Origin of the sequence: Methylophaga sp. UBA2689 (assembly GCA_002354555.1) — a bacterium.
Classification (GTDB): Bacteria; Pseudomonadota; Gammaproteobacteria; order Nitrosococcales; family Methylophagaceae; genus Methylophaga.
Window position 1 is genome coordinate 1 of record DELT01000027.1, and the last position, 26,408, is coordinate 26,408.

The 26,408-nt window shown below is 44.0% G+C and carries 29 protein-coding genes; 10 read left to right on the top strand and 19 right to left on the bottom strand.

The window, feature by feature from the left end:
- Positions 1-106: 106 nt before the first annotated feature.
- Positions 107-472: a hypothetical protein gene (locus B3M51_RS02290; protein ID WP_292483736.1), complete on the top strand. Its 366-nt coding sequence runs from the start codon at positions 107-109 to the stop codon at positions 470-472.
- A gap of 1 nt (position 473) precedes the next feature.
- Here the strand turns inward: B3M51_RS02290 and B3M51_RS02295 are convergent, their stop codons facing one another.
- The gene (locus tag B3M51_RS02295) at positions 474-1,712 is read right to left on the bottom strand and encodes an ABC transporter permease (protein WP_292756544.1); all 1,239 of its coding nucleotides are present in this window, start codon (positions 1,710-1,712) and stop codon (positions 474-476) included.
- Positions 1,702-2,397: an ATP-binding cassette domain-containing protein gene (locus B3M51_RS02300; RefSeq protein ID WP_292756546.1), complete on the bottom strand. Its 696-nt coding sequence runs from the start codon at positions 2,395-2,397 to the stop codon at positions 1,702-1,704. The genes B3M51_RS02295 and B3M51_RS02300 overlap by 11 nt, the downstream gene beginning before the upstream one ends.
- Before the next feature lie 92 nt (positions 2,398-2,489).
- Between B3M51_RS02300 and B3M51_RS02305 the strand changes: the two genes are divergently transcribed.
- Entirely contained in the window at positions 2,490-3,065 is a 576-nt protein-coding gene (locus B3M51_RS02305; RefSeq protein WP_292756548.1) for a DUF3299 domain-containing protein, read from the top strand.
- 4 nt (positions 3,066-3,069) lie between these two features.
- Here the strand turns inward: B3M51_RS02305 and B3M51_RS02310 are convergent, their stop codons facing one another.
- The 13 genes from B3M51_RS02310 to B3M51_RS02370 all read right to left on the bottom strand — a co-directional run bounded on the left by B3M51_RS02310 (position 3,070) and on the right by B3M51_RS02370 (position 17,205).
- On the bottom strand, positions 3,070-4,713 hold the full coding sequence (locus B3M51_RS02310) for a formylmethanofuran dehydrogenase subunit A (protein ID WP_292756550.1): 1,644 nt from the start codon (positions 4,711-4,713) through the stop codon (positions 3,070-3,072).
- Entirely contained in the window at positions 4,697-5,728 is a 1,032-nt protein-coding gene (locus tag B3M51_RS02315; protein WP_292756552.1) for a CobW family GTP-binding protein, read from the bottom strand. Before B3M51_RS02315 ends, B3M51_RS02310 begins: the two co-directional genes overlap by 17 nt.
- Positions 5,721-7,085 (bottom strand): DUF3526 domain-containing protein, encoded by a 1,365-nt coding sequence (locus B3M51_RS02320; protein WP_292756554.1) that lies wholly within the window; start codon positions 7,083-7,085, stop codon positions 5,721-5,723. The genes B3M51_RS02315 and B3M51_RS02320 overlap by 8 nt, the downstream gene beginning before the upstream one ends.
- A 1-nt stretch (position 7,086) precedes the next feature.
- Positions 7,087-8,505 carry an ABC transporter permease gene (locus tag B3M51_RS02325; RefSeq protein WP_292483744.1) on the bottom strand — a complete coding sequence of 473 codons (1,419 nt, stop codon included), beginning with the start codon at positions 8,503-8,505 and terminating at the stop codon, positions 7,087-7,089.
- Between the two features lie 2 nt (positions 8,506-8,507).
- Positions 8,508-10,508, bottom strand: a complete 2,001-nt coding sequence (locus B3M51_RS02330) for a TonB-dependent receptor (protein WP_292756556.1) — start codon at positions 10,506-10,508, stop codon at positions 8,508-8,510.
- Between the two features lie 100 nt (positions 10,509-10,608).
- A complete protein-coding gene (locus B3M51_RS02335) occupies positions 10,609-11,310 on the bottom strand; it encodes an ABC transporter ATP-binding protein (protein ID WP_292756558.1) in 702 nt (233 codons plus the stop codon).
- 88 nt (positions 11,311-11,398) lie between these two features.
- The gene (locus tag B3M51_RS02340; RefSeq protein ID WP_292756560.1) at positions 11,399-11,863 is read right to left on the bottom strand and encodes a Fur family transcriptional regulator; all 465 of its coding nucleotides are present in this window, start codon (positions 11,861-11,863) and stop codon (positions 11,399-11,401) included.
- Positions 11,863-12,408 carry a ZrgA family zinc uptake protein gene (locus tag B3M51_RS02345; RefSeq protein WP_292756562.1) on the bottom strand — a complete coding sequence of 182 codons (546 nt, stop codon included), beginning with the start codon at positions 12,406-12,408 and terminating at the stop codon, positions 11,863-11,865. The genes B3M51_RS02340 and B3M51_RS02345 overlap by 1 nt, the downstream gene beginning before the upstream one ends.
- 16 nt (positions 12,409-12,424) lie before the next feature.
- The gene (locus B3M51_RS02350; RefSeq protein ID WP_292756564.1) at positions 12,425-13,087 is read right to left on the bottom strand and encodes a DUF1826 domain-containing protein; all 663 of its coding nucleotides are present in this window, start codon (positions 13,085-13,087) and stop codon (positions 12,425-12,427) included.
- Between the two features lies 1 nt (position 13,088).
- Positions 13,089-14,300: a zinc metallochaperone GTPase ZigA gene (gene zigA, locus B3M51_RS02355; RefSeq protein ID WP_292756566.1), complete on the bottom strand. Its 1,212-nt coding sequence runs from the start codon at positions 14,298-14,300 to the stop codon at positions 13,089-13,091.
- Positions 14,281-14,691: a TraR/DksA C4-type zinc finger protein gene (locus B3M51_RS02360; RefSeq protein ID WP_292756568.1), complete on the bottom strand. Its 411-nt coding sequence runs from the start codon at positions 14,689-14,691 to the stop codon at positions 14,281-14,283. The genes zigA and B3M51_RS02360 overlap by 20 nt, the downstream gene beginning before the upstream one ends.
- On the bottom strand, positions 14,684-15,064 hold the full coding sequence (locus B3M51_RS02365) for a MerC domain-containing protein (protein WP_292756570.1): 381 nt from the start codon (positions 15,062-15,064) through the stop codon (positions 14,684-14,686). The genes B3M51_RS02360 and B3M51_RS02365 overlap by 8 nt, the downstream gene beginning before the upstream one ends.
- Before the next feature lie 80 nt (positions 15,065-15,144).
- The gene (locus B3M51_RS02370) at positions 15,145-17,205 is read right to left on the bottom strand and encodes a sensor domain-containing protein (RefSeq protein ID WP_292483754.1); all 2,061 of its coding nucleotides are present in this window, start codon (positions 17,203-17,205) and stop codon (positions 15,145-15,147) included.
- 193 nt (positions 17,206-17,398) lie between these two features.
- Here B3M51_RS02370 and B3M51_RS02375 point away from each other — a divergent pair, with 193 nt between their 5' ends.
- The 5 genes from B3M51_RS02375 to B3M51_RS02395 all read left to right on the top strand — a co-directional run bounded on the left by B3M51_RS02375 (position 17,399) and on the right by B3M51_RS02395 (position 21,791).
- Positions 17,399-17,890 (top strand): Arc family DNA-binding protein, encoded by a 492-nt coding sequence (locus B3M51_RS02375; protein WP_292483756.1) that lies wholly within the window; start codon positions 17,399-17,401, stop codon positions 17,888-17,890.
- A 91-nt stretch (positions 17,891-17,981) separates the two neighbouring features.
- A complete protein-coding gene (locus tag B3M51_RS02380; RefSeq protein WP_292483758.1) occupies positions 17,982-18,791 on the top strand; it encodes an ion transporter in 810 nt (269 codons plus the stop codon).
- A 152-nt stretch (positions 18,792-18,943) separates the two neighbouring features.
- Positions 18,944-19,405 (top strand): lipocalin family protein, encoded by a 462-nt coding sequence (locus tag B3M51_RS02385; RefSeq protein ID WP_292756573.1) that lies wholly within the window; start codon positions 18,944-18,946, stop codon positions 19,403-19,405.
- A gap of 105 nt (positions 19,406-19,510) precedes the next feature.
- Positions 19,511-21,283, top strand: a complete 1,773-nt coding sequence (locus B3M51_RS02390) for an SLC13 family permease (RefSeq protein WP_292756575.1) — start codon at positions 19,511-19,513, stop codon at positions 21,281-21,283.
- A gap of 13 nt (positions 21,284-21,296) precedes the next feature.
- Positions 21,297-21,791, top strand: coding sequence for a GNAT family N-acetyltransferase (locus B3M51_RS02395; protein WP_292756577.1), 495 nt, complete (start codon positions 21,297-21,299; stop codon positions 21,789-21,791).
- Here B3M51_RS02395 and B3M51_RS02400 read toward each other — a convergent pair.
- Entirely contained in the window at positions 21,780-22,637 is an 858-nt protein-coding gene (locus tag B3M51_RS02400) for a ZIP family metal transporter (RefSeq protein WP_292756579.1), read from the bottom strand. The genes B3M51_RS02395 and B3M51_RS02400 overlap by 12 nt on opposite strands.
- 247 nt (positions 22,638-22,884) lie before the next feature.
- Here B3M51_RS02400 and B3M51_RS02405 point away from each other — a divergent pair, with 247 nt between their 5' ends.
- Positions 22,885-23,076, top strand: a complete 192-nt coding sequence (locus B3M51_RS02405) for a CPXCG motif-containing cysteine-rich protein (protein ID WP_292483784.1) — start codon at positions 22,885-22,887, stop codon at positions 23,074-23,076.
- A 226-nt stretch (positions 23,077-23,302) separates the two neighbouring features.
- Positions 23,303-23,686, top strand: a complete 384-nt coding sequence (locus B3M51_RS02410) for a hypothetical protein (RefSeq protein ID WP_292483786.1) — start codon at positions 23,303-23,305, stop codon at positions 23,684-23,686.
- 31 nt (positions 23,687-23,717) lie between these two features.
- Here B3M51_RS02410 and cmoB read toward each other — a convergent pair whose 3' ends face one another.
- From cmoB to tsaB, 3 genes are read right to left on the bottom strand one after another with little or no spacing between them, the layout of a single operon-like run.
- On the bottom strand, positions 23,718-24,689 hold the full coding sequence (gene cmoB / locus B3M51_RS02415) for a tRNA 5-methoxyuridine(34)/uridine 5-oxyacetic acid(34) synthase CmoB (RefSeq protein WP_292756582.1): 972 nt from the start codon (positions 24,687-24,689) through the stop codon (positions 23,718-23,720).
- On the bottom strand, positions 24,686-25,417 hold the full coding sequence (gene cmoA / locus B3M51_RS02420; RefSeq protein ID WP_292756584.1) for a carboxy-S-adenosyl-L-methionine synthase CmoA: 732 nt from the start codon (positions 25,415-25,417) through the stop codon (positions 24,686-24,688). Before cmoA ends, cmoB begins: the two co-directional genes overlap by 4 nt.
- Positions 25,414-26,100 carry a tRNA (adenosine(37)-N6)-threonylcarbamoyltransferase complex dimerization subunit type 1 TsaB gene (tsaB, locus tag B3M51_RS02425; protein ID WP_292756585.1) on the bottom strand — a complete coding sequence of 229 codons (687 nt, stop codon included), beginning with the start codon at positions 26,098-26,100 and terminating at the stop codon, positions 25,414-25,416. The genes cmoA and tsaB overlap by 4 nt, the downstream gene beginning before the upstream one ends.
- A 78-nt stretch (positions 26,101-26,178) precedes the next feature.
- On the opposite strand from tsaB, the gene B3M51_RS02430 reads away from it, so the two are divergent.
- Positions 26,179-26,307: a hypothetical protein gene (locus B3M51_RS02430; RefSeq protein ID WP_014706880.1), complete on the top strand. Its 129-nt coding sequence runs from the start codon at positions 26,179-26,181 to the stop codon at positions 26,305-26,307.
- Positions 26,308-26,408 lie beyond the last annotated feature (101 nt).

The following is a 26,408-nucleotide window of genomic DNA, read 5'->3' on the forward strand; positions in this document are numbered from 1 at the left end:
AGCTCACAACAGAGGCGGAGATGGAAAGATAAACAAGCCCTAATAGTTGGTATTTGAAAACAAAACAGGCAATATTGATAGCGAAATAACGCCGGAGGGGTTGGATATGCGTCAACATTTTTTGCTACTCAGTCTGTTATGCCTGGTTGGCTGCGGTGAACAAACTGACAAAGTCGAGCAGGAAAGAGTCGATCCGGTGATACAGTTAACTGACTGGTGTTTTCAGCATTGGACAGAGCAGCAATGGACATTGGGGGAAACCAATTTACCCGCAGTAGATAATCAATCCTTTGCTGAGGGAATTCGTAAAGTCTGCCGTGCCCGCGCTGAGCTTTATGCAGAAGGTTATGAAATTTACCCCTTTATTACCGACACCATGCAACGTGAGATTTATGCACTGGTTTTTTCAGCTAGTGTGGAAGATATTAAATCACATCTAAAACAGCATCTTCCAAAGTTGCAACGCATCTAAATCAAAGATTCAATTGCTGATGTAATCCCTGTCGATAAGCACTGACTGCCGGAATTAAGGCGACCAGAAAACTGGCAAGCATGACCATCGGCAACATAAACAGAAATTCATTAAGGATTGATAGCCGGGTCAGTAAAATACCGTATTCCTGCAATAACCAGTCTTTCAAAACATACATGCTTAACTGCAAACTGATAAACGCACCGACTGCCGCTACAAGACTGATTAATAAGGCTTCAAGCTGTAATAAGCAAAACAGAAATCCCGGTCGATAACCGAGTGCACGCAATACCGACAATTCATGTCGCCGCTCACGCATTGAAACCAATAGCATATTGGCCATCCCAATCAGCGCACCTAACAGCACCAGTGAAGCAATCAATAACAGTAGCTGTTCCACACTGCTCAACATTGACCACAACGACATCAATGTGGCGCCAGGAAGAATAGCCTGTAAGGGTTCCTGCTGATATTCATTGATCTGCCGTTGTAAATTAAAGGTCTGTATCCGAGAATTCAGTCCCAGCATAAATGCCGTTATGGCTTGCGGCTGCAGATTTTCAACATTTGGCGTAGTTGTACCCGGTACTTTCACCCCACCCTGCCAGTTGGCATGAATGGCTTCAATGCCTTGCAAACTGACATAGACAGATTGATCTACCGGCGTTCCTGTTGGGGCCAGAATACCCGTAATTTGGAATGGATTATCATCATGTTTGCTAAAACTGGTATTGGCAATTCCATGAGAAAGCACGATAGCATCATCAACTTGATATCCAAGTTGCTTGGCGACTTCTGAACCAATTACTGCATCAAAATGATCATCAAAAGCTTTTCCTTGTTGAAATTCGAGTGACTGCTTATTACCAAAGCGGAAAAACTCAAAAAAGTCTGTGCTGGTACCAATGACCCGATAGCCACGATGGGAATCACCTAGTGAAATAGGAATTGTCCAGGCAACTGATGAACGGGAGGCAATATCCTGATAACTCTGCCAGGAAATATTATTAGTTGGCACACCAATATGAAATACCGAGTACAGCAATAAATTCACCTGGCCGGTACGGGCACCGACAATCAAATCCACACCGGAAACGGTTTTGGTAAAACTGTCTTTGGCTTGATAACGGATGGTTTCTACACTGAGTAACACAAAGATACTCACGATCATCATTAATACTGTCAGTAATACACTAACACGTCTTGCGAGCAGACTTTTCCACGCCAGTTTAAACAGCATGTTTTTCTCCTGCGACCACAAACGACTGTATATCCAACTGTCTGGAAAAGTGTTGTGCCAGAATTCTGTCATGGCTGACAAAGATCAGAGTGGCTTGCATCGCTTTTACCTGCTCCAGCAGCAAATCAACAAAACTATCACGTGCGTCACTATCCAATGCTGAAGTGGGCTCATCGACAATTAATAATTCCGGTTGATTTATCAAGGAACGAACAATCGCTACCCGTTGCTGCTGACCGACGCTCAATTGCGATGCCGGCCGTTCCAATATCTGGGCATCCAGTTGCAAAGCATTCATCAATTCCAGAGTGCGTTGTTGCAGATGCTGTTTACCCTGTTTGGAAAAATGGCTGGCCAGCTTAATATTGTCGGCCACCGTTAAGTACGGAATCAGATTAAATCGTTGAAACACCATGCCAATATGTCTTGCCCGATACGCATCTCTTTTACGATGGCTGAGCTGATTGAGGATTACCTCATCCAACTTGATGGTGCCCCGCTGAGGCAACAGAATGCCGGCCAGTAAATTTAATAAAGTGGATTTACCCGAACCGGAAGGTCCGTAGACAAAAACCGTTTCGCCTTTTTTAATTTCCCAGTGAGCTATTTGTAATACAACACTGTCTGAGTTTTGCTGATAACGGAACTGACAGTCATCAATCTGAATAGCATAACGATTAGTCATTTTTTTACCGGCTTGAAAAATGGATCATGTTGAGAGCTTATAAATTGTTATAACATAACATTTTCGCTCGAAATTTAACGCTCTGGAGTCATATGACACAACTGGCATCTGCAAAATTCTGGGTTCCATTATTAATAATCACTTGCCTGACATTGACTCAGCCACTGTCAGCTGACGAAAATTACCAACTTATTGATTGGGTTGATTTAATGCCCGATGACGATCTCGAAGCATTGATGAATCCACCGGAATATCTTGATGAAATCGAAGATGGTTCGATGGAAGATCAAATCAGTAGCCAATTACTCGGGGCACTGGAAAACTCCGCAGATGACCGTTATCAACAGGCATTAACCTCTGCCAAGGTCAAACCGGAATACGATCAACGCCCCATCCGCCTGCCTGGTTTTATCGTTCCCGTCGAAATGAACGAACAACAACTGGTGACTGAGTTCTTTCTAGTACCTTTTTTCGGTGCCTGCATCCATTATCCACCGCCGCCGCCCAATCAGATTATTTATGTCACCTCTAAAGAAGGCGTTGCTCAACAGAATCTTTATGATCCCTATTGGGTCGAGGGTACGCTGACAACCAGCATCACCGAAAATGAAGTGGCCGTTTCAGCCTATTCGATGGCAGCTGACAACATTGAGCTGTATGAAGAATAGTGCTTTATAAGTTAATCGCAGAAAAACGCTCAGGCTGATCAAATAACAAATCGTCTTGTATCCCATAGTTAGATAATTTCATCGAATAAAAACGATCAAAGTAATCTTTTACTGTGGTTTCAATCTGCCGATCAAAATGCGGTTTAACGGTCATGGTTTGGCCAAATTGACGCTTCACAAACTCGCCACGTTCAATAATCAGCTGACCGTTTTTAAATACCCATTGCGCCTTCCTGAACATCGCAGCTTTATCATCCTGCTCTCGATAAACCGCAATGTCGGCCAGAGCGCCAGGCTGCAGATGACCGCGGTCATTCAAGCCCAATAATTTTGCCGGGGCCGCCCGCGTCATAATGGCAATATCGTATAAGCTGAATTCCTGTTTCAGATCTTTGAGCAAAGTCAGATCCATAATCTCTGGATCCAATTCTGCCAGACAGGCCATACGAAAATCATAATCCATCAATAGATGCAGCAGATCCGGATAACGGGTAAACGGTGCCCCATTGGGATGATCGGTAGTAAAAAACAAACGCCATGGATCGCCGGATAACAGGAATATCTCCAGACCAATTGCCCATTGCAATCCATTTACAAAACTGGCTTTTTTATATTGATAAGGCACGATGCCACCACTACCTTCGTTTTCAGCATGCCACATTACCCATTTCTGTGGGCTGGCATCAGCTCTTCGGGAAAACTGAGCGATGATGTCCCCAGACATAGTCACCGTCTGACCAAATAACACCTGTCCGACATCTATGGTGATATTGGGATGTCGATTAAACGCTTCCATCAATTGAGCTGCAGCCGAAGAGAAACCGCGATTACCCTCTGCGCCATAACCATAAAATTGCACATGCGCCAGATGCATGGGTAAGCCCTGGGCAGCCTCCATGGTATCAATGGCGGTTTGTACATTACCGGGAACACCCAAATTATTACAATGCACATGTACCGGGTGCGGAATACCCAGTTGATGCACGGCGGTCTGCAATGATGTTAATAATCGCCGTGAGCTGATGCCATAATCAGGCACTTCATCATCCAGACCAAACTGCTCAACGCCGGCTTTAAACGCTTGCGAACCACCAGCATTAATCACTTTTAAGCCTAATGCCTGAGTGCTGTTAATTGTCCAGCTGACATAGTCATTAATCTGATCCTGTGAGGCACCACTTCGTAACATGGATACCAGCAAATCATCACTACCGAGAATCGCCAGCGCAGCTGTATCGATGATGGGGATATCCGCCATTTCACGATGTACTTGTGGCGCATTGACCGGCAACATCGCCGGTTCTACGACCATGCTGTAACCCATTTCGGTGTAGCGATAACCAGTTTCAAAACTGGACCAGCGGGCGTTATAAAACGGCAGGTTTTCCTGTCGTTGCAGATGATTGCGGTGTTGATCGGGCAACAATAAACGCGCGGTATTTACGTTACCCCCTGCAATATGGCTGTGAATATCCACGCCGCCCGCCATGGTAATGGCCCCATTTAAATCATCGGTAATGGCCGAGTCTTTATCACTTATGTTTTTGGGATCAACAATTCGATCATCACGGATCCACAGATCCATGAGTTCACCATTTAACTTTTGTACCGGGTCGTATACGCGAGCGTTTTTAAGACGGGTTAACATGGTTAATTCCACATATTCTTAGTAATTGGTTTTCCATTACTTGTACATCAAGCGGCTTATCGGTAATGAACTCAATGCGACTTTCCGCTGGCTGGCTGGGCAGTTTTTCAATCATCAAGTTGTCATCAGCTTGATTGATAGCGACAAAGCCTTCGCTGGTTCGAAAAACTGCTTTTAGCCGAATCTGTTTGAATTGCTTAAGCCAAATACTCAGAGCTTGGTAATCAAAACAGAAAGTTGATTTAAACCGCCAGCCATAGCTATACCAACCACTCAACTGTTGGGATAACGACAAATAACCACACTCAGGAATAGGCTGCGTTTCATCATTAAGCTTAAAAACCTCGGGCTGCTCCTGCCAGACGACCTGATTAAATTTAGCGTTTGGCTCGAGCCATTGAGGATTAATTTTTGCGTCCTGAGCGATCTGTAAAGGTAGTTCCTGAAGATGCATTTCGTTCAGGTATGCCGTTAAAGCATCCATTTCAATCTGACCATACATATCAGCCTTATTTGCCACGATCAGATCGGCGATCTGTAACTGCTGCTGAAACGTCTCATGTTCGCGATATTTCGCATCAGCAATATGCCGTGCATCAACCAGTGTCAGCGTGGCATGTAAATCAATGATTGATTGATAAAATTCACCTGACAGCACAGCGATAACTTCTTCCGGGTGCCCCAAACCACTGGGTTCAATCAATAATCTGTCGGGTTTGGCTTTACCAATAAGCTGATTGAGTGCCACCTTCATCGGCAAACCTGCAGCACAACACATACAACCGCCGGGCACTTCACGAATGGTAATTTCACCTTCAGCAGAATCATCAATCTGTAACAGCTGACTATCAATGCCCACTTTGCCAAATTCATTAATCAATACCGCCCAGCGTTCACCTGCCGGTTTGGTATTTAACAAATGTTGGATTGCCGTGGTTTTGCCTACTCCGAGAAAACCGGTAATCACATTGGTCGGTATCGCTTTTTGAAAAAGTCTGAAGGTTTGTTCAGTCATAATTACGGCGAGTTTGTAGCAAAATTAATCCGACAAAAAACAACCCGACTAACAGTAAATTAAAGATTGTTTTAAATGTGTTGTTAAAGCTGACTGGCTGATAATCAAACTGGGGAATATCGGCAAAATCATCAACCGTAAATGGTTTGCCGAAAAAATAAAAAGTAAAGAAATAGTCACGTAACTGCTGGTGATAATCACCAATCTGATCCAGAAATGCCTGACTTGCCAACATATCGGTATCGGCGAAACGATTCATGCTGTATTGCAAACGCATCAATGGCGATAACCAGGCAACTTGATTACCAATTTGGTGTGAATTAACGCGACTCTCACGAAACTGCGCCACAGCCTCCGCCACAATCACATCGCTCATATGCTGCATCGCATAATACCAACGCCAGTCAAACGGTTGTTGCAATGTCGGCTCGGTAGTCTGCCACTGTGGATAATCCTGCAGGTAGGCATCAAAATCCGCTTGTTTATCCTTATCCCAGCTGTCATGCATATATTCACGCTGATCAAACAGCATTGAGACATGCTCCGCGGGTTGCTGTTGTTGCGTCTGGTAGAGATAAGCCAAGCCTGGCAATACAAAAGCAAATACAATCCACAGACTGATAAATAACAAACTGTTAAAGATAGCTGTGCGTTGCAGGCTGATAATCCAGCCGGTTATCAAAAACCAGCAGAGTTGGTAGGCTAATAATACCGCTGCAATCTGCCACCATAAGCCATTCAGTCTGATATCCGTCAGTACAACCGCTGCCAGTAATATCACTATATTTACTACTGCCAGCAAGCCTGCTGCAATGAGCATTTTTTTAGTTAATAACATAGCGCTATTAGCCACCTGGGATGCCAGTAATGACCAGCGCCCGCTGGCCTTCTCTTCCGCCAACAGATTTAAACTTAATGCCGCAATCAATAACGGCATCAGGTAAATCCAGATAAAACTCAAGTCCAGCTTACCAATGGGCATAGCAGCAATATTGCCAGTCGCGGTATTGCTCAATTGGCTTTGCAAACCTAATAAACGAACCCGTGTATGGGTAGCCGCTTCGCTACGTTCACCATGTATCAATGCCGACCAGGCAGACGGTTTTTGCCAGACAGGATGAAACTGGTAATAACTCATATAACCAGAGTCGTATGGAACTAAAGGAGCATCCTCCTGATAGTCTGCCAATTCGGCTTGGTAATTTACTTCGCTGATAGTCCGCTGTTGATATTCCCGTTCCAGCCCTATCTGACCCCAGATAATGGCTAATACAGCAGCTAACAGATAGGCTAGCATCAACCATTTAAAAAGCTTGTTCTGCCATAACAAGCGTAATTCAAATTGAATAAATCTCACCTTAATCAACCTCATTACGACTACGGGAAAGTAACAACACACCGATGATTAACCATCCCAGTAATATTAATAAAGGCCGGTAAATCAGATTCAGTTCGTTCTGCAAGGTAGGTGATTGATAATCAAATTGCTGCAGATTTACCAATTGCTCATTCGTGACTTTTTGTTCACGGTCATGGGCATGGTCGATTTGTTCTGCATGCAACTGATTCAGTTGCTTAATGAAATTAAAACGAAATTGCTCCGCAGCATTTTCATAATGCAAAAAACTACCCGCATTGGTCGCCGCAAAAATAGACGATAACTTATTGGCTAATAAATACGGTGAAAACCACGCTACATGACTGACCAGTTGATTTTGCTGCTCAGCAATTTGCATCAAGTTTTCATATTGTTGGGTGAATACTTCGCTGGTAATGCGCTCACCTTCTTGCATCACGACACCACGCCAGTTCACCGGAAGATCTTCAATACGCGAGACGCCATATTCTGCTAATACTTTTTCACGAAACTCGGAGAAATGTGGATCGTCAGGGTTATGGGAATCACCTACTTTGGCAATTTCCTGTGCAGTTTGAATATCAAACACCGCACGATCCGGCATCGGATATTGCATTTCTGCGAGACTGTAAGCCATTTTAGGCATCACAATCACCGTGAGCAGCCAGAACAACAGCAATGCAGACAAGCTTTGTTGATTGGTGCGACACCAGTTGGAGAACAATATCACTGTAATGGTCCAAAGCAGACAATAAAACAGGTACAAAACAAACATAGATCCCATGCGTAACACATCACTGCCATGTACCTGAGTTTGAAGCATAAAGCCTATTGCAATAATAAAAATCACTAACAGAAAGACCAGCGAAATCAGGCTGTATGCCAGCGTTTTGCCAATTAATAGCTGTTTGACACTGATCCCTTGAGAGATCAGTTGCCGTAATGTGCCCTGGACACGCTCACCACTGACACTATTAAATGCCAATGCAATCAACACCAAAGGCCAGATCACCAGAATAATCGTCGCGCCTGACAGATAGCCCAGTCCCATATAGGCCGTGCTACTGACATATTGTTTGAAGCTGCTGCTGTTTTGCCGATGCGCTTCCAGAAATAAAGCATTACCGACAAACGGATTTACACCGCTATCGATAAAGCTCAGCGGTGAGATGATACGAAACACCATGGTGCCGTAATGTGCTGCACGATGCGGATGCCGATCTGGCTGAGCATCCCATTCAGCATCATTCTGTTGCTGCCAAATGGTTTGCGCTTCAATAAAATCCTGTTGCTGTTGCCAATGTGAAAACGCAATTAATGCCGTTAACACCAGCAACAATGGCAACAGGATTTTCAGGGTCTGGCTGCGCCATTGCGTAATGAGCTCATGACGTGCAATTTCAATAATTGTCTGCATCATGATTAGAACTTGTAAGCCACTGAAACGCTGGCATTGATACCGTCACCAGGTGAATGAATGGTGTCAACCGGATCGCCAGCATTCCCAAAGTCGTAGACGTATTCATAATATTCATTCATCAGATTATTAATCTGAAAATTGATATTGCCCCAGCTTGTCTCGTAATCAAGACTGGCATTCACCAGATTGTATTTACCAAACTTGCCGCCGGCATTTGCTTCATTAATGTAAGACGATCCCTGGGCATCGTAGTGAAGACGTCCTGTCAGTGCCGGAGTAAACAGATAGCTAACACCCGTCGAAGCGGTATAGGAAGGAATGCTGCGTAATTCATTTCCCTTGTCAGCTCCGGGACTTTGAATTTCTGAATCCACGGTGCTGAAGTTACCCCATAGGGTCAGTTTGTCAGTTGCCATCCAGCTCATGCCAAAATCCGCGCCCTGCCGCAGCGTTTCACCCACATTGCGAGCCAGGCCATCAACCAATACAAACTCGTCTTTAGCCTTCTGTTCCCAGTAAGATAAACGGAATTCGAGGCTATAGACTGGCATCCACTTCACACCTAATTCCCAGCCATCATTGATGGATACATCACGAGCTGAACGATCGCCATCAGTATAGGCACTACTGCTGACCGGATGCTGGAAACTGCGTCCTGCATTGGCAAATAAAGTCACTTGATCAGTTGGGTAAAGAAACAGATTGAATTTGGGTTGAACTATTGTTCCATAGTCATAACTGTCTTGATTACTGATGACCTCATCTGCCGCATTACGTTGTTTAAAATCTCCATCAATCTGATCAGCACGTATAGCAGCATTCCAGGCGATAAACTCATTTGGTGCATGAGATACCTGCAGATAAGTACCTTTGCTGACAAAGTCATAGTCAAAGTTACGTGATACATTACTGGCATCACGTTGCCGTAAATTGTCGATGGTGCCAAAACGTTGCTCCAACACATCCTGGCGTTCAATATCAAATCCCCAGTTCAAGGCCCACTGCTCATTAATATCCCAGGACAATGTCGATATAAAGCCGTAATGATCCTGTTCATCATAACGATTGCCCAATGAACCAGCTTCACTAAAGCGCACCCAGCGCTCACGCTCATAATAGTTGTAATAGGCTTTGGCGGACCAGTTCAGATCATCACGTAATGCAGTATCAAAATGCAGACTGTAGGATTGGGTTTCCTTATCACCACCATCCTGTCTTGCATACGCAGCTGATCGGGTCGGATGCTTACGTGCTTCTTCCTTGGTTAAATAACCGGGTGCATCAGCATCGTACTCGGCCATTCGTGCAATAAAGCCGATTGAGGTGTCATCAGATAAATCATAAAACCAGCGTCCACCAACACTGTATTTATCAATATCGTAGTTATCCCGATAGCCCTCTGATTCACGGTAACCGGCGAAATAGCTGTGCTGCAATGCACCGGTCTGTTCTCCCCAATATCCCTGAATTTCACGTGCGTTATAACTGCCGAGTGTTACTTCAACTTCACGGCCAATATCCGAACGGGTAGTAATATTGTAGTTACCCGCGACATTGAAAATACCATAACGTGGATCGCTGTTACCTTTATAGACCTGAATCGTATCGATAAAGCCAGGAAACAGCTGATCCATCTCACTGTAGCCGTTATGCAGATTGGACGGAATGCCATCAATTAACAGCTTGGCATGGGGAGTACTTCCCTCAGCAGCAAAGCCGCGAATACCAATATCGGTATTAATAATGCCCTGATTGTAACGGGCAAAATAAACACCCGGAATTTTGGTAAACAATTCCATAGTGTTATCCACATGACTGATGGATAACTCTTCGCGCGAGATAATATCCTGTGAACCGGCCAGGTTTTCATCGGCATAATCCGGACGAGTTCCAAGTACCACTAAAGGGTCTATACGGGCAGCGGGTTCATTATCTGTCTCGGCAACAACCACAGATAACGGCAGAGCAGACACAATCAGGCTGCTGATAAGTGTTTTTTTCACGGTAAAGTCCTTTAGGTTCTTTTTTACTTTGATAGCCACCATCGCTGGAGACTATTTTTGTTCTACAAGGTGGTAATAGAGGGACAATCGCCCCAACAATTTAAGCTGCAAACTGATCAAAATAGCGCTGGGTAAGTGCCTCCAGAGATAACGTTTGCGTGGTAATTAAATCGGTTAAATGACCTTGTTTCATAATGCCAATCCGGTCAGCAAGCTGATGAGCGCATAAAAGATCATGTGTGACGATCAACACGGCCGCACCGCGAGATTTAATCGTATTCACTACTTGAATAAAATCCTGAGTGGCAACCGGATCCAGCCCAGAGGTCGGCTCATCCATCAATATCAAACGGGCATGCTTTAACAAGGCAAATGCAATGGCCACTTTCTGGCGCATCCCTTTGGAATATTCAGCTAAATGCTTGGTAAAATCTGCCTGTTTAAGCCCTGCGCTGATTAACGCCTCTTGGATTTGCTGCTCGCTTAGTTTCATTTTGGCCAGCACCGCCAGATAGTGAATGTTTTCAACCGCATCAAAACGAGGGTATAGATTCACATTTTCAGGCACATACATTATTTTTTGTCGACAAGAGGATGACTGCTGATAGAGGTCCTGACCTTCTAAAGTGGCGCTGCCACTGGTTGGTGCAGTAAAGCCCAATAACATATTTAAAGTAGTGGTTTTTCCTGCGCCATTTGCCCCCAATAAACATAAAACTTCGCCAGAAGCGATTTTAAAGTCGAGATTATCTACGGCAATTCGATTACCAAATGATTTGGTTAACTGGTTCACTTCCAGCATGATTTCTCCTGGATTCAATTATTTATAAAGGGTGCAAAACATTCTTAAAATACGATATATCACATCATTATTAAGCCCAAAAAAAGGGTTAACTATCCTGCTGGCAGGTTTCACATAATCCATGTAGTTCAAGTTGCGGACTGTTAAGCTGAAAATGATTATGTTCAATGCTCTCTTCGAGTGCATGAATCAGTTGCTTGTCTACCCCTATTTCTCTTACCTGCTGACAGTTATCACAAATCAAAAACTGAGGTGTCTGGTGTGAATGTGAGCAGGCAATATGAGCACAGGCAATAAATTTATTATTGGATGCCAGTTTATGTACAAGGCTATTCTGCATTAGAAAGTCCAGCATTCGATAGACCGACATGACTGGAATATTTTCCTCTGTTTTCTGACGATACAAGTCAGCAATTTCATAGGCTGAACGCGGAGCTTGTGCGTTCAACAACACTTCGAGTATGTGTTTGCGTTTACTGGTTAATCGCACACCATGCTCTACACAACTGCGTTCAGCTTGCTGCATCACTTTATTGGTATCGACTTTCGCCATTACTGGATCCGGATAGAGGTACGTTGTTGATTAAGTTTTAATTGCTGCTGACCGGTCGGTAAAACCATCTGCACTTGCAGACTTTCCAGGTTACTATAAACATCAAATAAATTGATTTTCAATCCGGTAATATTTTCAAGTTTTTCACAGCGTAAAAAATAGCTGACATCCACGTCGGCGTGTTGTGCTTCATCATTATCAACAAAAGGTTCTTCGACTTTGATTGATTCGGCTATACAACTTGAGCCCTTAACCTCAACAAGGGTAGCAAGCATTTTGAGCTGTTGCAGCATATCCTGATAAATGGATTTTTGCTGTTCTGTTTCCGGCTGGTGTTCAAAACCCAGAAAATTCATTAATGGTGATTTTAAATGCATCATCAAATGGTGATCATCCATCACTAAATCCAGTGTGGCCATTCCATGCACATGTGCACCATGATGGCGATGACCGGCATCATGATCCTGATGTTTGTCCTGAGCATAGACAATTGAACTCAGGTTCAAGCTACAAAACAGGGTTACTAAATACGCTGCTACTCGCATGCTCAAAAGTCTCCTATCACTCGGCAAAATCCAGGGTCAGTAATAATCTTTTATCCGTTTTATTGATATGAGGTGAGCGATGCACAATGCCATTCACCTGACTATTAATCCAACCATCACCCTTGAATAATCCAACCTCTCCCTGCTGAAGCTGTTGAATGTCCTGATGATGTTGATATATTCCAGACAACTGATCTGCCATTCCCTTTGAACCCGCGCCAAGTTTTGAACGATCGACATTGCCTTCCTGTAACCATTCACTACCCTGTCCAGAATAGGTGGTGACCAATCGACAGGCCAAATGATCAGTATGAAATCTCGGGCACATAGTCTCGTTTATCAGGCTGAGGCGCAAGCCTACAACATTTAAATCGAACAGATCTGCATACATTTCCACTAGCTGACTGACGTCATCAATAAATAAATGACGTCGTGGATCCTCGGGTAATAACCCGCCAAGCCACTCACTGACTTCAGCCGGAGCAATTATTGTGCGTAATTGTAACGCATTGAGTCCTTGCGTTAATGCATCAATATAGTCCTGCAGTGTTTTTTGCAATTGACGCTGCCAAATAACCAGATTGATATGCGGTTGATAAATTGAGGTCATCACTAAAGGCGAATCTGCTGTCTGCACGTGCTCAAATACTGGATTGAAGGCTATAGCACTCTGATTCATTTCAAGCTGTCTCCCAGGCTGGGAAAGGATCCGGCAATGTCTCCCATAGCTGCTTCCCGGACAATAATTCACTGTCATTCAATAAACAGGCATCCAGTTCTGCTGTGACCATTTCAGCATTTAAGTTCTGACCAATAAACACCAGTTCCTGACGCATATCACCAAACGGTTCCTGCCAGTTTTCCTTGATAGTCTTTTGACTCTCCTCATCCTGTGGCCAGCGATTTTCGGGAATAGCTTTCCAGAACATGCCGGCAAAACCATAGCGGGCAATACCACCAGCCTGATTCCACTGGCCAGCAAACTGGGGACGGCTGGCTAGCCAGAAATAGCCTTTGGAGCGAATTAACTTGCCACAGGGCCAATCCTGATGCAGAAACTCATAGAATTTCTGTGGATGAAAAGGACGTCTGGCGACATAAGTAAAACTATTGATGCCATATTCTTCAGTCTCGGGAATATGCTCTCCACGCATTTCTTTCAGCCAACCGGCTGCCTGCTCGGCTTTTTCGAAACTGAACTTCTGCGTGCCTAATACTTTATCTAACGGGATCTGGCCATTTTCTATCGAAATTATCTCTGCCTCAGTATTAAGGCTTTTCAAAATGCCAGTCAGTTCATTTAATTGTTCCGTGCTACATAAATCAGTTTTGCTGATCAAAATGACATCGCAAAACTCAACCTGATCCACCAGCAAATCAGCCACACTTCGCTGATCCTCTTCACCCAGATTTTCCCCGGTTTCCTGCAGTTGTTTGGCCTCATTAAAATCTCTTAGAAAATTTACCGCGTCCACTACAGTCACCATGGTATCGAGACGGGCAATCTGTGACAGGCTTTCTCCCTCTTCATCAGCAAAAGTAAACGTCTCTGCCACTGGCAACGGTTCGGAAATACCGGTTGATTCAATAACCAGATAATCAAAGCGTTGTTCTGCTGCCAGCTGACGAACCTCAATCAACAGATCTTCCCGCAAGGTGCAGCAGATACAGCCATTGCTCATTTCGACCAGTTTCTCTTCGGCGCGATTGAGTTGTACATCCTGTTGAATTTGCTGAGCATCTATATTGATTTCACTCATATCATTGACAATAACCGCTACTTTTCGACCTTCGCGGTTATTCAAAATATGGTTCAAAACGGTGGTTTTACCGGCGCCTAAAAAACCTGATAACACAGTAACTGGTAGGCGTTTATCTAGATTTGTGTTCATAAAACCCTTCTCTTTGTTCATTAATCGTTTTAGCGTCGGTGCAATATTCGGCAGTCGGTCGTATCAGCAAACGAGCAATGCCGATCGGTTCACCAGTTTGCAGGCAATAACCATATTCACCACTGCGAATACGTTGTCGTGCTGCATCAATTTTTGGAATCAACTGACGTTTTCGATCGGCAATACGCAAAGCGATTTGCGACTCTTCTTCCTGTTGCGCCCTATCCAGCACATCACTGACCTGGCTGTTACCCAGCATTTGGTTTTTTACTGCAGATATCTCATCGAGGGTTTCAGTTCTGAGCTGCTGCAGCCTATGATCAAAAAAAGCCAACTGTTCAGCATTCATATACTCGGTCTCGGAAGCCGCTAATAAATCCTTTTCATCCATTTGCATTTCCTTGATGAGCAGGAAGAAGTCGAAGTGACAGATTTCTGTTCCACAGATGGGCAGTAATCACCAGCAGCCCACCACTCAGTGTGATCCATGTTTCCAGAGTTTCCGGACCGATTAATGCTGAAACCATGGTGGAAAGCCCTATTACGCCAAGTAATAAAGGCCAATGATTTTTATGTCTGCGATAAGCTCCCGGCAAACTCAGAATCGCCAGCAGGATCACCGGAGCGAGCATTACCTTATGCACCCATTCAGAAGTAAACCAGTCCCCTAACAGTCCAGCTGTGCCAAAGCCAATAACTATCGGAGTCAATAAGCAATGGATCATGCAAGCACCTGAGCAGGCTACGGCCAAATCATCTTTCATTTTTCATTCACCTCACAAATTATGATATATCATATCATTTCAATAACCGCGGCAACTGTCAACCATTTAAAACAGAATTGTTATTCAGACATCCGTTTGATCAGGACATATAATTCATAAAGTGTGGTTTGGAACGTGGTTTCCTGAGCATTGAATCCTGCTCGGCTGGCATGAACATCTCCGGCTAGATAACTGGCCAGTAAGTCATTTCCAGATTGAAAGATGTAATGATGAAATTGGCTGATCTGGTCAAGCGTGGCATTGTCCAGGTAATGATGATATCGGGCCTTTTCAAGCCAAATTCCGCAATGAGTATCGGATAGTTGGGTTATAGGCCACTCGGTTTTAATCTCAGGCTCAGCAAACAATCTTTCCTGAAGTTGATGCAACCAGTATTTAAGATAAAAATAAAACAGACTGAGTCGGGCCTGTTTATGGTTTTTCAATAGACCCGATTGCGAACACCATTGCCTGAACGGCTGATATGAGCTTAAAAACTTCATCAGTTGATCAATAGGCAAAGGCTTGGCTAACGCATATCCCTGTGCTTGATTACAACCCATTGCCAATAACACTTCACCGTGGGCAATAGATTCAACACCTTCGGCAATGACCTGAATATTGAACGACTGTGCCAACGCAATAACACCTTCTACAATCTTACAATCCTCAGGCTCGCTCAACATTCGTCTGACAAATGTCTGATCTACTTTGACAACATCTACCGGTAAAACCCGGATATGGGTCAACGATGAATAGCCGGTACCAAAGTCGTCCAGTGCCGTGGTAATGCCGAACTCTGATTTACAGAATTCGACCACGTTACTGATAAGACTCAAATCGCTTAACCGATTACTTTCCAGTATTTCAATCTGGAAGCGACTGGTGTCAAGGCCAGGATAATGCTGTATCTGATATTTCAGCCAGTCAAAAAAGTCTGCTGTCGATAAGTGATATGCAGTGAGATTAATACTCAGCTGATAGTTATGGCCATCATGTTGCCAGGCTGCGAGCTGTTTTAATGCCTGACGGATAACCCACTGGCCAAGACTAACTTCCAATTCAGTATCATAAACCTGGTCAATAAATTTATCAGGAGACAGCAGACCGCGTTTGGGATGTTGCCAGCGAATCAAGGCTTCAAAGCCAAAAATATGCCCGGTACTCAGCGTCACCTTGGGTTGATAAAACAGAACAAACTGATCTTCACTTATTGCAGTCGCAATTTCCCGCAGTTGCTGGTTACGCTCGGTGATCTGAACTTCCTCACCGGGATCATAAGCAAACACGGTAGATTTTCCATCCAGCTTGGCTTTATACATACATTGATCAGCATGGCGGATTAATGTGTCCAGACTGCCTTTATCTTCGGGATAGAGCGTATAGCCTACTGAAGCTGTAATCATCATCGGTACATCATTGATGATAAAGGGAAGCGATATGGCTGAAAGAACTTTGTTAATGGTCTCTGTGGCAGCAGCATGGTTGGCAAGACCACCGATAATCAGCACAAATTCATCGCCACCATAGCGCACGATGCTATCGGTTTCCTTCAGCGCAGTTCGAACTCTTTCCGGCACCTGTTCCAATAATTGATCAGCTGTAACCTTGCCATGAATATCGTTAATAGTTTTGAACTCATCCAGGTCCATAAAGGCCACAACCAGTTTTTCATTCATCTGGTCTGCCAGAGAACTCATGTGACGGAATTCATTTTCCAGCCGGTTTTTGTTGAGGATCTGATGTGAATTTCGATTAAGAACCAGATCAGAAAGAACAGCTCGATACTTTCTGTCGGTGGTGATATCGCTTAAATGGCCCAAGTAAAACACTTTGCCATGGGCATTGATTCGTTTAACACTAAACTTGGCTATATAGTGCGTGCCATCTTTGCGTTTATTGGACACTTCGCCTTGCCAGAAACCATTGCGCTGCAATGACTGCCATAGAGACTGATTAAATATTTTATTTTGGCTTTCAGCACTAAGGATTTGTGGTTTGCTGCCGATAAGATCAGAACGGGAGTAGCCAGTGATGTGTTGCATCGCTTCGTTAATATCAACAATGTTCTGGTGCTCATCCGTGATGACGATGCCTTCATGTGCGAATTTGAAAGCATTCTCTAATAATGTGTTTCTCACACTACGTGCCTTGTCCTTAACGTTGATCTTTTAGTCATTCGTTCCGTCAGCTGCATAAGTCCTGTTCACAGGCCTTTCACGTGTACTGAGCAACACTGGCCAGATCTAATACCGTGGTGATAGATACCAGTGGTAATGAAACTACAGATGGTAACTAACTATGTCAATAACAACTGTTTACACTCTTTAGATAATGAGCGCGAGAAAAGGACCTTTTGGCCTCAGACTGCCTGCTGAGCTTATGTCTTGGCTACGTTCTGAGGCAACACAGCACAATCGGAGCACGACCAGTGAGGCATTGTTTTTATTACAAAACAGTCTCACGCATCGCTTCGGCAAAACAGCTGTGCGAGATTTTCTGCTAAATCACCCTACCAGTACTTATACTGAGGCTTTTGGGTTGCGCATTCCCGATGATTTAAAAAACCGCTTGCGTGATTTCAGCCATCAACATGAAATCAGTCTCAATCTGGAAATTGTCATGAGATTGTTTCAGGATTATGAAAAACATCGCCAGCATTCTGTTGCCGCTAACATCAATCGGGGTGCTTACCGCGCAGTTGCGGACAAACAATTTACGATTTCCGATTCGGAGCAACGTTTACTCGGTTTGTTTCGTGGTCTGAATGAGGCTAATAAAAAGGTCATAATGACGTTAATCAACAATCTGACAGATAGTGAATGACAGACTGTCTGATTTAATCAAATAAACGTCTTTGCCCCGTTAGAAATTCCGATTATGATCGCGGCCTTGATTGTCTCTTTGGCCGTTATTCATGCAAACCACTGCACCCTCTCCGATCAATTTTCAACATAAGTTAGAACGACTGCGACAAAATCGTTTGTTCGAAATTATCGTGGTCAGCGTTATTTTGTTTTCTGCCATGGTAACGGGGGTCAAAACCTATGAAATCCCCCTGCAAGTTCTGCGCTTAGTCGACTGGCTGGATTATGCGATTACCATCTTTTTTGTTGTCGAAATAAGCGTTCGTTTTCTGGCAGAACCCAATAAGCGTGATTTTTTCAAAAGTGGCTGGAATGTGTTCGATACTATTATCGTCGCGGTATCTTTGATACCGGTCAATGATAGTGAACTGGCTTACGTCGCCCGGTTGATTCGTATCTTTAGGGTATTACGGATGGTATCGGTAATCCCCGAACTTCGCCATTTGCTCAACTCTCTGCTCAAAGCCTTGCCACAGCTGGGTTATGTGGCCCTGATGATGTTTATTATCGTCTATATTTTTGCCGCTATCGGCACCACGCTGTTCGAAGGGATAAATGATTTTCTTTGGGGTGATATTGCTGTCTCAATGCTGACGTTGTTTCGGGTAATGACATTTGAGGACTGGACTGATGTCATGTACGAAACCATGGCAGTGTATCCTCTTAGCTGGATTTATTATCTGGTATTCATCTTCCTCAATACTTTTGCCTTTCTCAATATGTTGATTGGTATTGTCGTCAATGTGATGGAACAGGAACGTGCTGAAGAACATGAAGAAGCACATAAAAATGATATGACCATAGAAGACTTATCCGCGCAGCTTGAAGAACTCAAACAACTCATTAAGAACAAGTCCTAATTAAGTCTTCCCAGTACTTTTGGAAGCCTTCTTCACATTTGATTCACAACTGACATTCGATCATCGACATCTCTAATTCAGGAGGGATGTCGATGTTTGGTCGTAAATTATCTCTGTTGCTGTTTATCACGCTTTTAGCAGGATGTCAGTCAATGTCAAAACCGATTCGTACCGAAAATAATGTAGATATAAAACGCTTTATGGGGGACTGGTATGTGATCGCCAATATTCCTACCTTTATTGAAAAAGGTGCACACAATGCTGTTGAATCCTATGAATTAAATGAGGATGGCACGATTGCCACTACCTTTACTTTCAATAAAGGCAGCTTTGATGGCGAACTAAAACAATATCATCCCAAAGGCTTTATCCTGGATGACGAATCTAACGCCGTTTGGGGTATGCAGTTTATCTGGCCTATCAAAGCCGACTACCGAATTGTTTACATAAATGACGATTACACCCAGACAATTATAGGTCGTGAAAAACGCGATTATGTCTGGATAATGGCCAGAACACCGCAAATTCCTGAACAGGATTATCTACAAATGCTGAAACTGCTTGCTGAGCAGGGTTATGATATTTCGCAGATTAAAAAAGTCCCTCAGCAATAGGATAACTAATATCGTTAAACATAATATTTAAATACATATTTATTAATTCTGTTTATATCGATTTCTTGCGATGATAGTCGCCTTTAATATGACTTGGGCGATAAAATGTCTTTGGATGCTTGGTTTACGTTAATCGTGACATCTAGTGTTTTACTAGTGTTGGTATTCAGCCGTGTTCGCCCACATATCGCTATGATTACTGCTCTCACAGTATTACTGGCAACTGGCATTCTAAGTCCAGAACAAGCATTAGCAGGCTTTAGTAATAGCGGTTTAATTACTGTTGCAGCGATGTTTATCGTCGCTGCAGGTCTGCATGCTTCTGGTGGTGTGGATATTATGGTGAAATCTTTTCTGGGTTCTCCAGAAACCATCCGAAAATCCTATTTGCGTATTTTTACTCCGGTCGTTTTCCTCAGTGCTTTTTTAAACAATACTCCTGTTGTTGCGACAATGATTCCAGGCATTCTGGCCTGGTGCAAACGGATCAATATCAGTCCGTCGAAAATTATGATTCCGCTCAGCTACACGGCCATTTTGGGAGGCACATTAACCTTGATTGGCACCAGTACCAATCTGGTAGTGAATGGGCAATATCAGTCACTGACCGGAGAAGCCGGTTTTTCAATATTTTCCATCACCATTATTGGATTACCGGTCGCCATTTGCGGACTGATTTTCATGTGGTTATTTTTTCCCAAATGGCTACCGGATATCGGTAAAAGTCATGCATTCGAAAATGTTCGGGAATTCACCCTGGAAGTGATGGTTGAATCCAATGGTCCACTAGTGGGACAGAGCATTCAGCAAGCAGGTCTACGCGAGCAAAAAAGTGTTTATCTTGTCGAAATCGAGCGCAATGGGACATTGCTGACAGCCGTCACACCGGAACAGCGTCTGCAAAGTGGAGACCGGCTGGTATTTGCGGGAGATACCCAAGGGATTACAGATCTTTTAAGAATCCGCGGTATTGTTGCTTCCACTACAGATGCTGAAGATAGTGTGTTTTCAGCAGATCGTCCTGAGCGCAGCCTGGTTGAAGCAGTGGTTTCACCCCATTGTGCAGCTATTGGAGAAACTATCCGCGATGCAAAGTTTCGGCAACGATATGGTGCGGTGATAATGGCCGTTGCACGTAATGGAGAACGTATTGCCGGCAACTTAAGCAATATTGTTTTAAAAGCTGGAGACACGTTACTTTTGGAAGCAAGACCAGCTTTTGTAAGTCGACAACGTTATAACAAAGATTTCTTGCTGATTAATGACCTTGGAAAAGAATCCCCGAATCACGATAAAGCCGGAATCGCCTGGATTATTCTGATCGCTCTGGTCACCGCCGCTGGCTTTGGTGTAATTAGCATGTTAAATGCTGCATTGATAGGTGCAGTATTAATGATATTAACAGGGTGCTGCTCTGTGAGTCAGGCTGAGCGCAGTCTGGATCTGACTGTAATTCTGACCATTGCGGCTTCGTTTGCCTTAGGTGTGGCACTGCAGCAGACAGGGGTTGCTGATGTGGTAGCGAGCGGTATTGTTGCAATAAGCCAGAATCAACCCTGGTTAATGCTGGTGATGACATACATCGCTGTATCTGTGCTGACCGAAGTCATTACCAACAATGCAGCTGCGGTATTAATGTTGCCGATTGTGCTGGAATTAACATCTAAAGCTGAACTGCATAATGAACCATTTGTGTTTGCCATTATGATGGCGGCATCAGCAAGTTTTGCAACTCCACTTGGCTATCAGACAAATCTAATGGTGTATGGTCCGGGGGGATATCATTTCCGTGACTTTTTAAAAGTAGGGATTCCGATGAATTTATTTATTGGCGCTGTGACGATTAGCGTCATCATGTTGATCTGGCCAATTAATTAACTTTATGAATAGTATGAAGCCACAAATTCAACTCGCTTGCCAGCAGGATATTCCTTCACTTGTCAGACTGTTAACGGCATGTGCAAATCATATGTATCAGCAGGGTATGACACATTGGTTGGGTGTTTATGATGAACAATCCGTCCGGCAGAATCTGTTACAGAAGACGGTTTATATTCTTAAACAGGATTCACAGGTTTCAGGTTGTGTCGCTTTAGGCATTAAACCTGCCAATTATTATGCCGATTGCTGGCCAGATGTGCCGGTAGCGGACTTTTATCTGACTCAACTGGCTGTCCATCCACAGCATCAGCAATCGGGTTATGGACGGCTTCTGCTGCAGCATTGTCTGGAGCTGATTAATGGACGTACCATCCAATTAGATGCTGTCGCCCACTACCCTGAACTATTGGCGTTTTATCGAAAGGCCGGTTTCACCCAAATAGCCGAGGGCATTGGTCTGGGTGACCGGCGTTATCTGTTTGAGTATGGCAACTCAACCCAATAGGGTATCGATCAATATGATGGCAAACAGCCCCCCCATTAATCCCACGGTCGCTCTCGTCTGATGTCCGTTACGGTGGGTTTCCGGTATGACCTCATGCGATACGACAAATATCATTGCGCCGGCGGCAATACCCAACCCTAAGGGATAGGAAACCGGTAAACCACTGGACAGAAATATACCCATCACGGCGCCAACCGGCTCGATCAAACCGGTTGCTGCAGCAATGGCTACGGCTTTTCCAGCAGGGATATTGATGCGGCGTAACGCTAATACCACCGCAAGACCTTCGGGGATATTTTGTAAGGCAATTGCTGCGGTTAATGGAATACCAACCGCCAGATTACCATTGGTATAACTTACCCCAATTGCCATGCCTTCCGGAAAATTATGCAAGGCAATCGCCAAAACAAACAGTCCAACCCGACCGACCTGTTGATGCCCTGCTCCACATGGACCAAGGTGTTGATGTTCATGCGGCAGATAATAATCAAGCCCTAGCATCAAAACCACTCCGCCAATCATGCCAAAAATAATGATAGCCACACCACTGACAGCATTTCCCGTCAATGCAGTGCCGACTTCAATCCCCGGTAAAATCAACGAAAAAAAGCTGGCACCTAACATCATACCTGCAGCCATGCCCAGCATAGTATCTTCAGTTACTGCTGAAAGTTTTTTCACGATTAAGCCCGGAGCAGCACCGAGCGCCGTTGATAAGGCCCCTACACCACCGCCGATAAGGGCCCATTTTAAAAACTGTGGATCAACAGTGGATTGCTTATATAGCAAGTTCATCAGGTACAAGCCTGCAATCGCAATGATTGATAGCAGAAGGAGGATAGACATTACAGGACGGCTATTGAATTGTGCACGCCAACTTATAAGAAAAGCAGTAAGGGTTTGTTTTATGGCCTGTTGCATCATGCGGTTCCCAATTTAGGGCTAGTTGGTCTTTCAGAGCTACCACTATTGGCGCATATGAAAGACCAACAAGCCCTACGTCTTACATAAAAATATATTTAATACATTACAGATTGAACTAATGCATGCCTAAACATTTCTTAACGATAATAAACAATTTTGGAGCATGGTGATGCAAGCTTTACAGGAACAATCCGTAATGTGTCCCTATTGCGGTGAAACCATTGAAGTTTTACTGGATGCCAGTGTGGATTATCAACAATATATTGAGGATTGCTTTGTCTGTTGCCGACCAATCGAATTTTCAGTGAGTGTAAATGCGGATGGTTCTTTCAATGTCGTGGCTGATGATGAAAATGCATAAAATTATGGTTTTCACTGGAGCTTATAGTGTAAACACAGTGTCTTATTGTGGAAAATACAATATGTCGTTCACTAAACTAACGACTTTTTAAGTAGATTTTTAAGCATAAAAAAATAAACCTATGGATTTAAAGGAAAAATATCCTGCATAAACAAGGATAGTTTACTTATTGAAGGATGTTATATTTCGGTTTCTAATGGACTTCTACCAAAGATGGGAATGCACATTGAATCGTATTTGGCATAATAGTTTTTACCCGTTACTCCTCGTGGCGCTTTTAATACCAACCGCTCATGCCTCACTGGATCTTTTAGCAGGCGTCGAAGCAGGTATTGAAACCGACACCGCAATGACCACGATTGATCTTGATAAAACCCAGGAAGTTCTTTCATCTAATGATTTTGAGGCCGAACATAGCTGGATTAATCACCATACTGGCATTCAATATCAAATCCAGCTGTTGCGTAGTTACTCTTACGGTCACTACCCCTGCCTTGCTTATCAATTAGAAATCAAAAACGGTGATGACGTACAGGAAAAATCGCTGGATGCATGCCAGCATCGAAGTGGTAAATGGATTTCAGTGTCACCCAGCTCAATGGCTTTTTAAATTAAAAACAGATTCTTAAATTAAACCTACTTCATGGCGCATCAGCAATAAATACCGCTCGTTTTGGTGCCGGATAGCCTTCGATGGTTTTATGCACATCCTGAGGATCCAGAAAATCCGCTAACGATTCAAATGTCATCCACTCTGTTGCCCGCTGCTCTTGCAGTGACGTAAGATTTTCATCTACACAGCGCACATTCTTATAACCGCATTTTCGCAACCATAACAACATCGTCGGAATTGATGGAATAAACCAGACATTACGCATTTTGGCATAACGTTCCTCTGGTATCAGACTCATGCCTTCTTGCCCATCAATGATTAACGTTTCCAGGACCAACTCACCACCCGGACGAAGACATTGACGTAATTCCATCAAATGGTTTAACGGTGAACGGCGATGATATAAAACGCCCATGGAAAACACCGTATCAAACAAACGCAGTTTTTCAGGCATATGTTCAATACCAATCGGTAAAACAAAATGCTTTTCACTTTGAATAAAGTGCTGCATAAATTGATATTGCATGCTGAATACCAATGTCGGATCAATCCCCATTACCATCTGTGCGCCCTCACCCACCATGCGCCAACCGTGATAACCATTGCCACCACCAACATCCAGAACTTTTCGGCCATGTAAAGAACTGAGATGCGGTAATACGCGATCCCATTTCCAATCCGATCGCCATTCAGTATCAATGTGTATATCAAATAATTGGTACGGGCCTTTGCGCCAGGGATGAAAGGTTTTGATCTGCTCTATAAACGCAGATTTATCATAAGCCGACAAATCTTCTTTTGAGCCTATTGTCACCTGTTGTTGCAGTTCTATAGCGGAAGGCTTTATGGAAGGTAAATCCGCCAACGCTTTTTGCCATAACGGCATCTTGCCATGAAAATCATCAGCCAGTCGCTGATCGGTAAATTTGGCCAGTTTTTTGGCCCAGTCAACTTGTCCAACAGATTCAAGCCAACGATAAAACGGTTCATATACGGTCATTTAAATGCTATCAAAGAGGCAAAATTAAAACACTGAAACCAGCATTCGCTGCGAGAAAAACCAGCGTTGCTAAGGCGTTGTTGATGTGTTGACAGAGTTTCGGGAATTAATACGTTTTCCAGCGCGCTGCGTTTCTGACTGATTTCCAGATCACTATAGCCATTGGCACGTTTGAAATCGTGGTGTGCATCAGTAAAAAAAGTCTGTTGCTCAGCACTGTCAAAAGCCAGTTTTTCCGACAGGATAAATACGCCACCCGGTTTCAGGCCCTGATAGATTTTATCAATTAACTCATCCCGTAAAGCCGGGGCAATAAACTGCAAGGTGAAATTCATTACCACTACCGAGGCGTTCTCAATAAGCGTCTGGTTAATATCTTCACAGCGCAGCTCAACCTGTACCCGATTGTTATCCGCCGCGATAATTTTCTCTGCCCGTTCAATCATTGCTGCCGAATTATCAACAGCAACAATCTGACAACCTTCCGCCTTAATACGCTGGCGCATTGATAAGGTAACTGCGCCTAAGGAACTCCCCAGGTCATAGCAACTGCTGTTCTCCTGAGCATAACGAGCAGCCAGAATGCCGATATTGGAAATCAGGGTGCCATAGCCTGGTACCGAGCGCTGGATCATATCAGGAAACACGTCCACCACGCGTTCATCAAAGCGAAAGTCCACCATTTGCTTCAGCGGTGAGGCGAATAGGTTATCGGCTTTTTTGATCATCCCTGTTGCGCCTTCTTTTTAGCAACATTATTCCGCAGATACACTGGTAAAGCTTTATCAGCACTGACAAATTCACCACGCAGATAAAATTGTTCGGCAAGTTTGAGAATCGTTGCTGCACCCGGATAAATATCGGCTTGCTGGTCAATCAATTGTTCAGAAAAGTTAGCTTGCAACATCTCAGCATAAACCTGCCAGCCATTACCTGCGCCAAACCAATTTTCGGCATTTGCTGGAAAAAACTGTTTAGCAGTACACACTTTTTCATCATCGATAAGCGTCACAAAACCATCTTTCACCTGAAAACAGGCTGCATAGATTTCATCCATACGGGCATCCATGGCCATCGCTATGTTTTGATGCCCAAAAGCATCAAAAGCAGCCTGAGCAACAGCAGCAAGGGTTGAAACGGGGATGACCGGAAGTTCACGAGCAAATGCAATTCCCTGCGCAACTCCGACACCAATTCGCACACCGGTAAACGAACCAGGGCCCCTACCGAATGCCAGGGCATCAATATCAGCAATTGAGGCATCAGCTTGCTTGAAAAGCTGATCGAGCATCCCCAATATTAAGGTCGAATGTCCTCGCTGAGTCATTTGCTGTTGCTGATACAACACACCGTTAATGGTGATTGCAGCAGAACAACTTTCAGTACTGGTATCAAGGGCAAGCAAATTCATAGGTTGGTCATCATCATGTCATTTGTCCGTCACAGTCGCGCATTATAATTCAACCATGAACTACAAAGGAGTTTTGCTATGGGTTATATCGTTGATACCATCTATATTTTCCGCGAATTGATGAAGCTGCTGTTTGTGGTAGTAACATCACCTTTCGCCGTCGTGGGTAGTCTGCTGATGCTGGGTAGTGCTACCTGGCAGTCATAAATATCGAGGAAACCAATGAGCGTCATACATCTGCAAGCACTGGATAAAATTCGCGAACAGGATTGGCATGGCGCTCATCAACTTATCCAGCAGTACAGTGA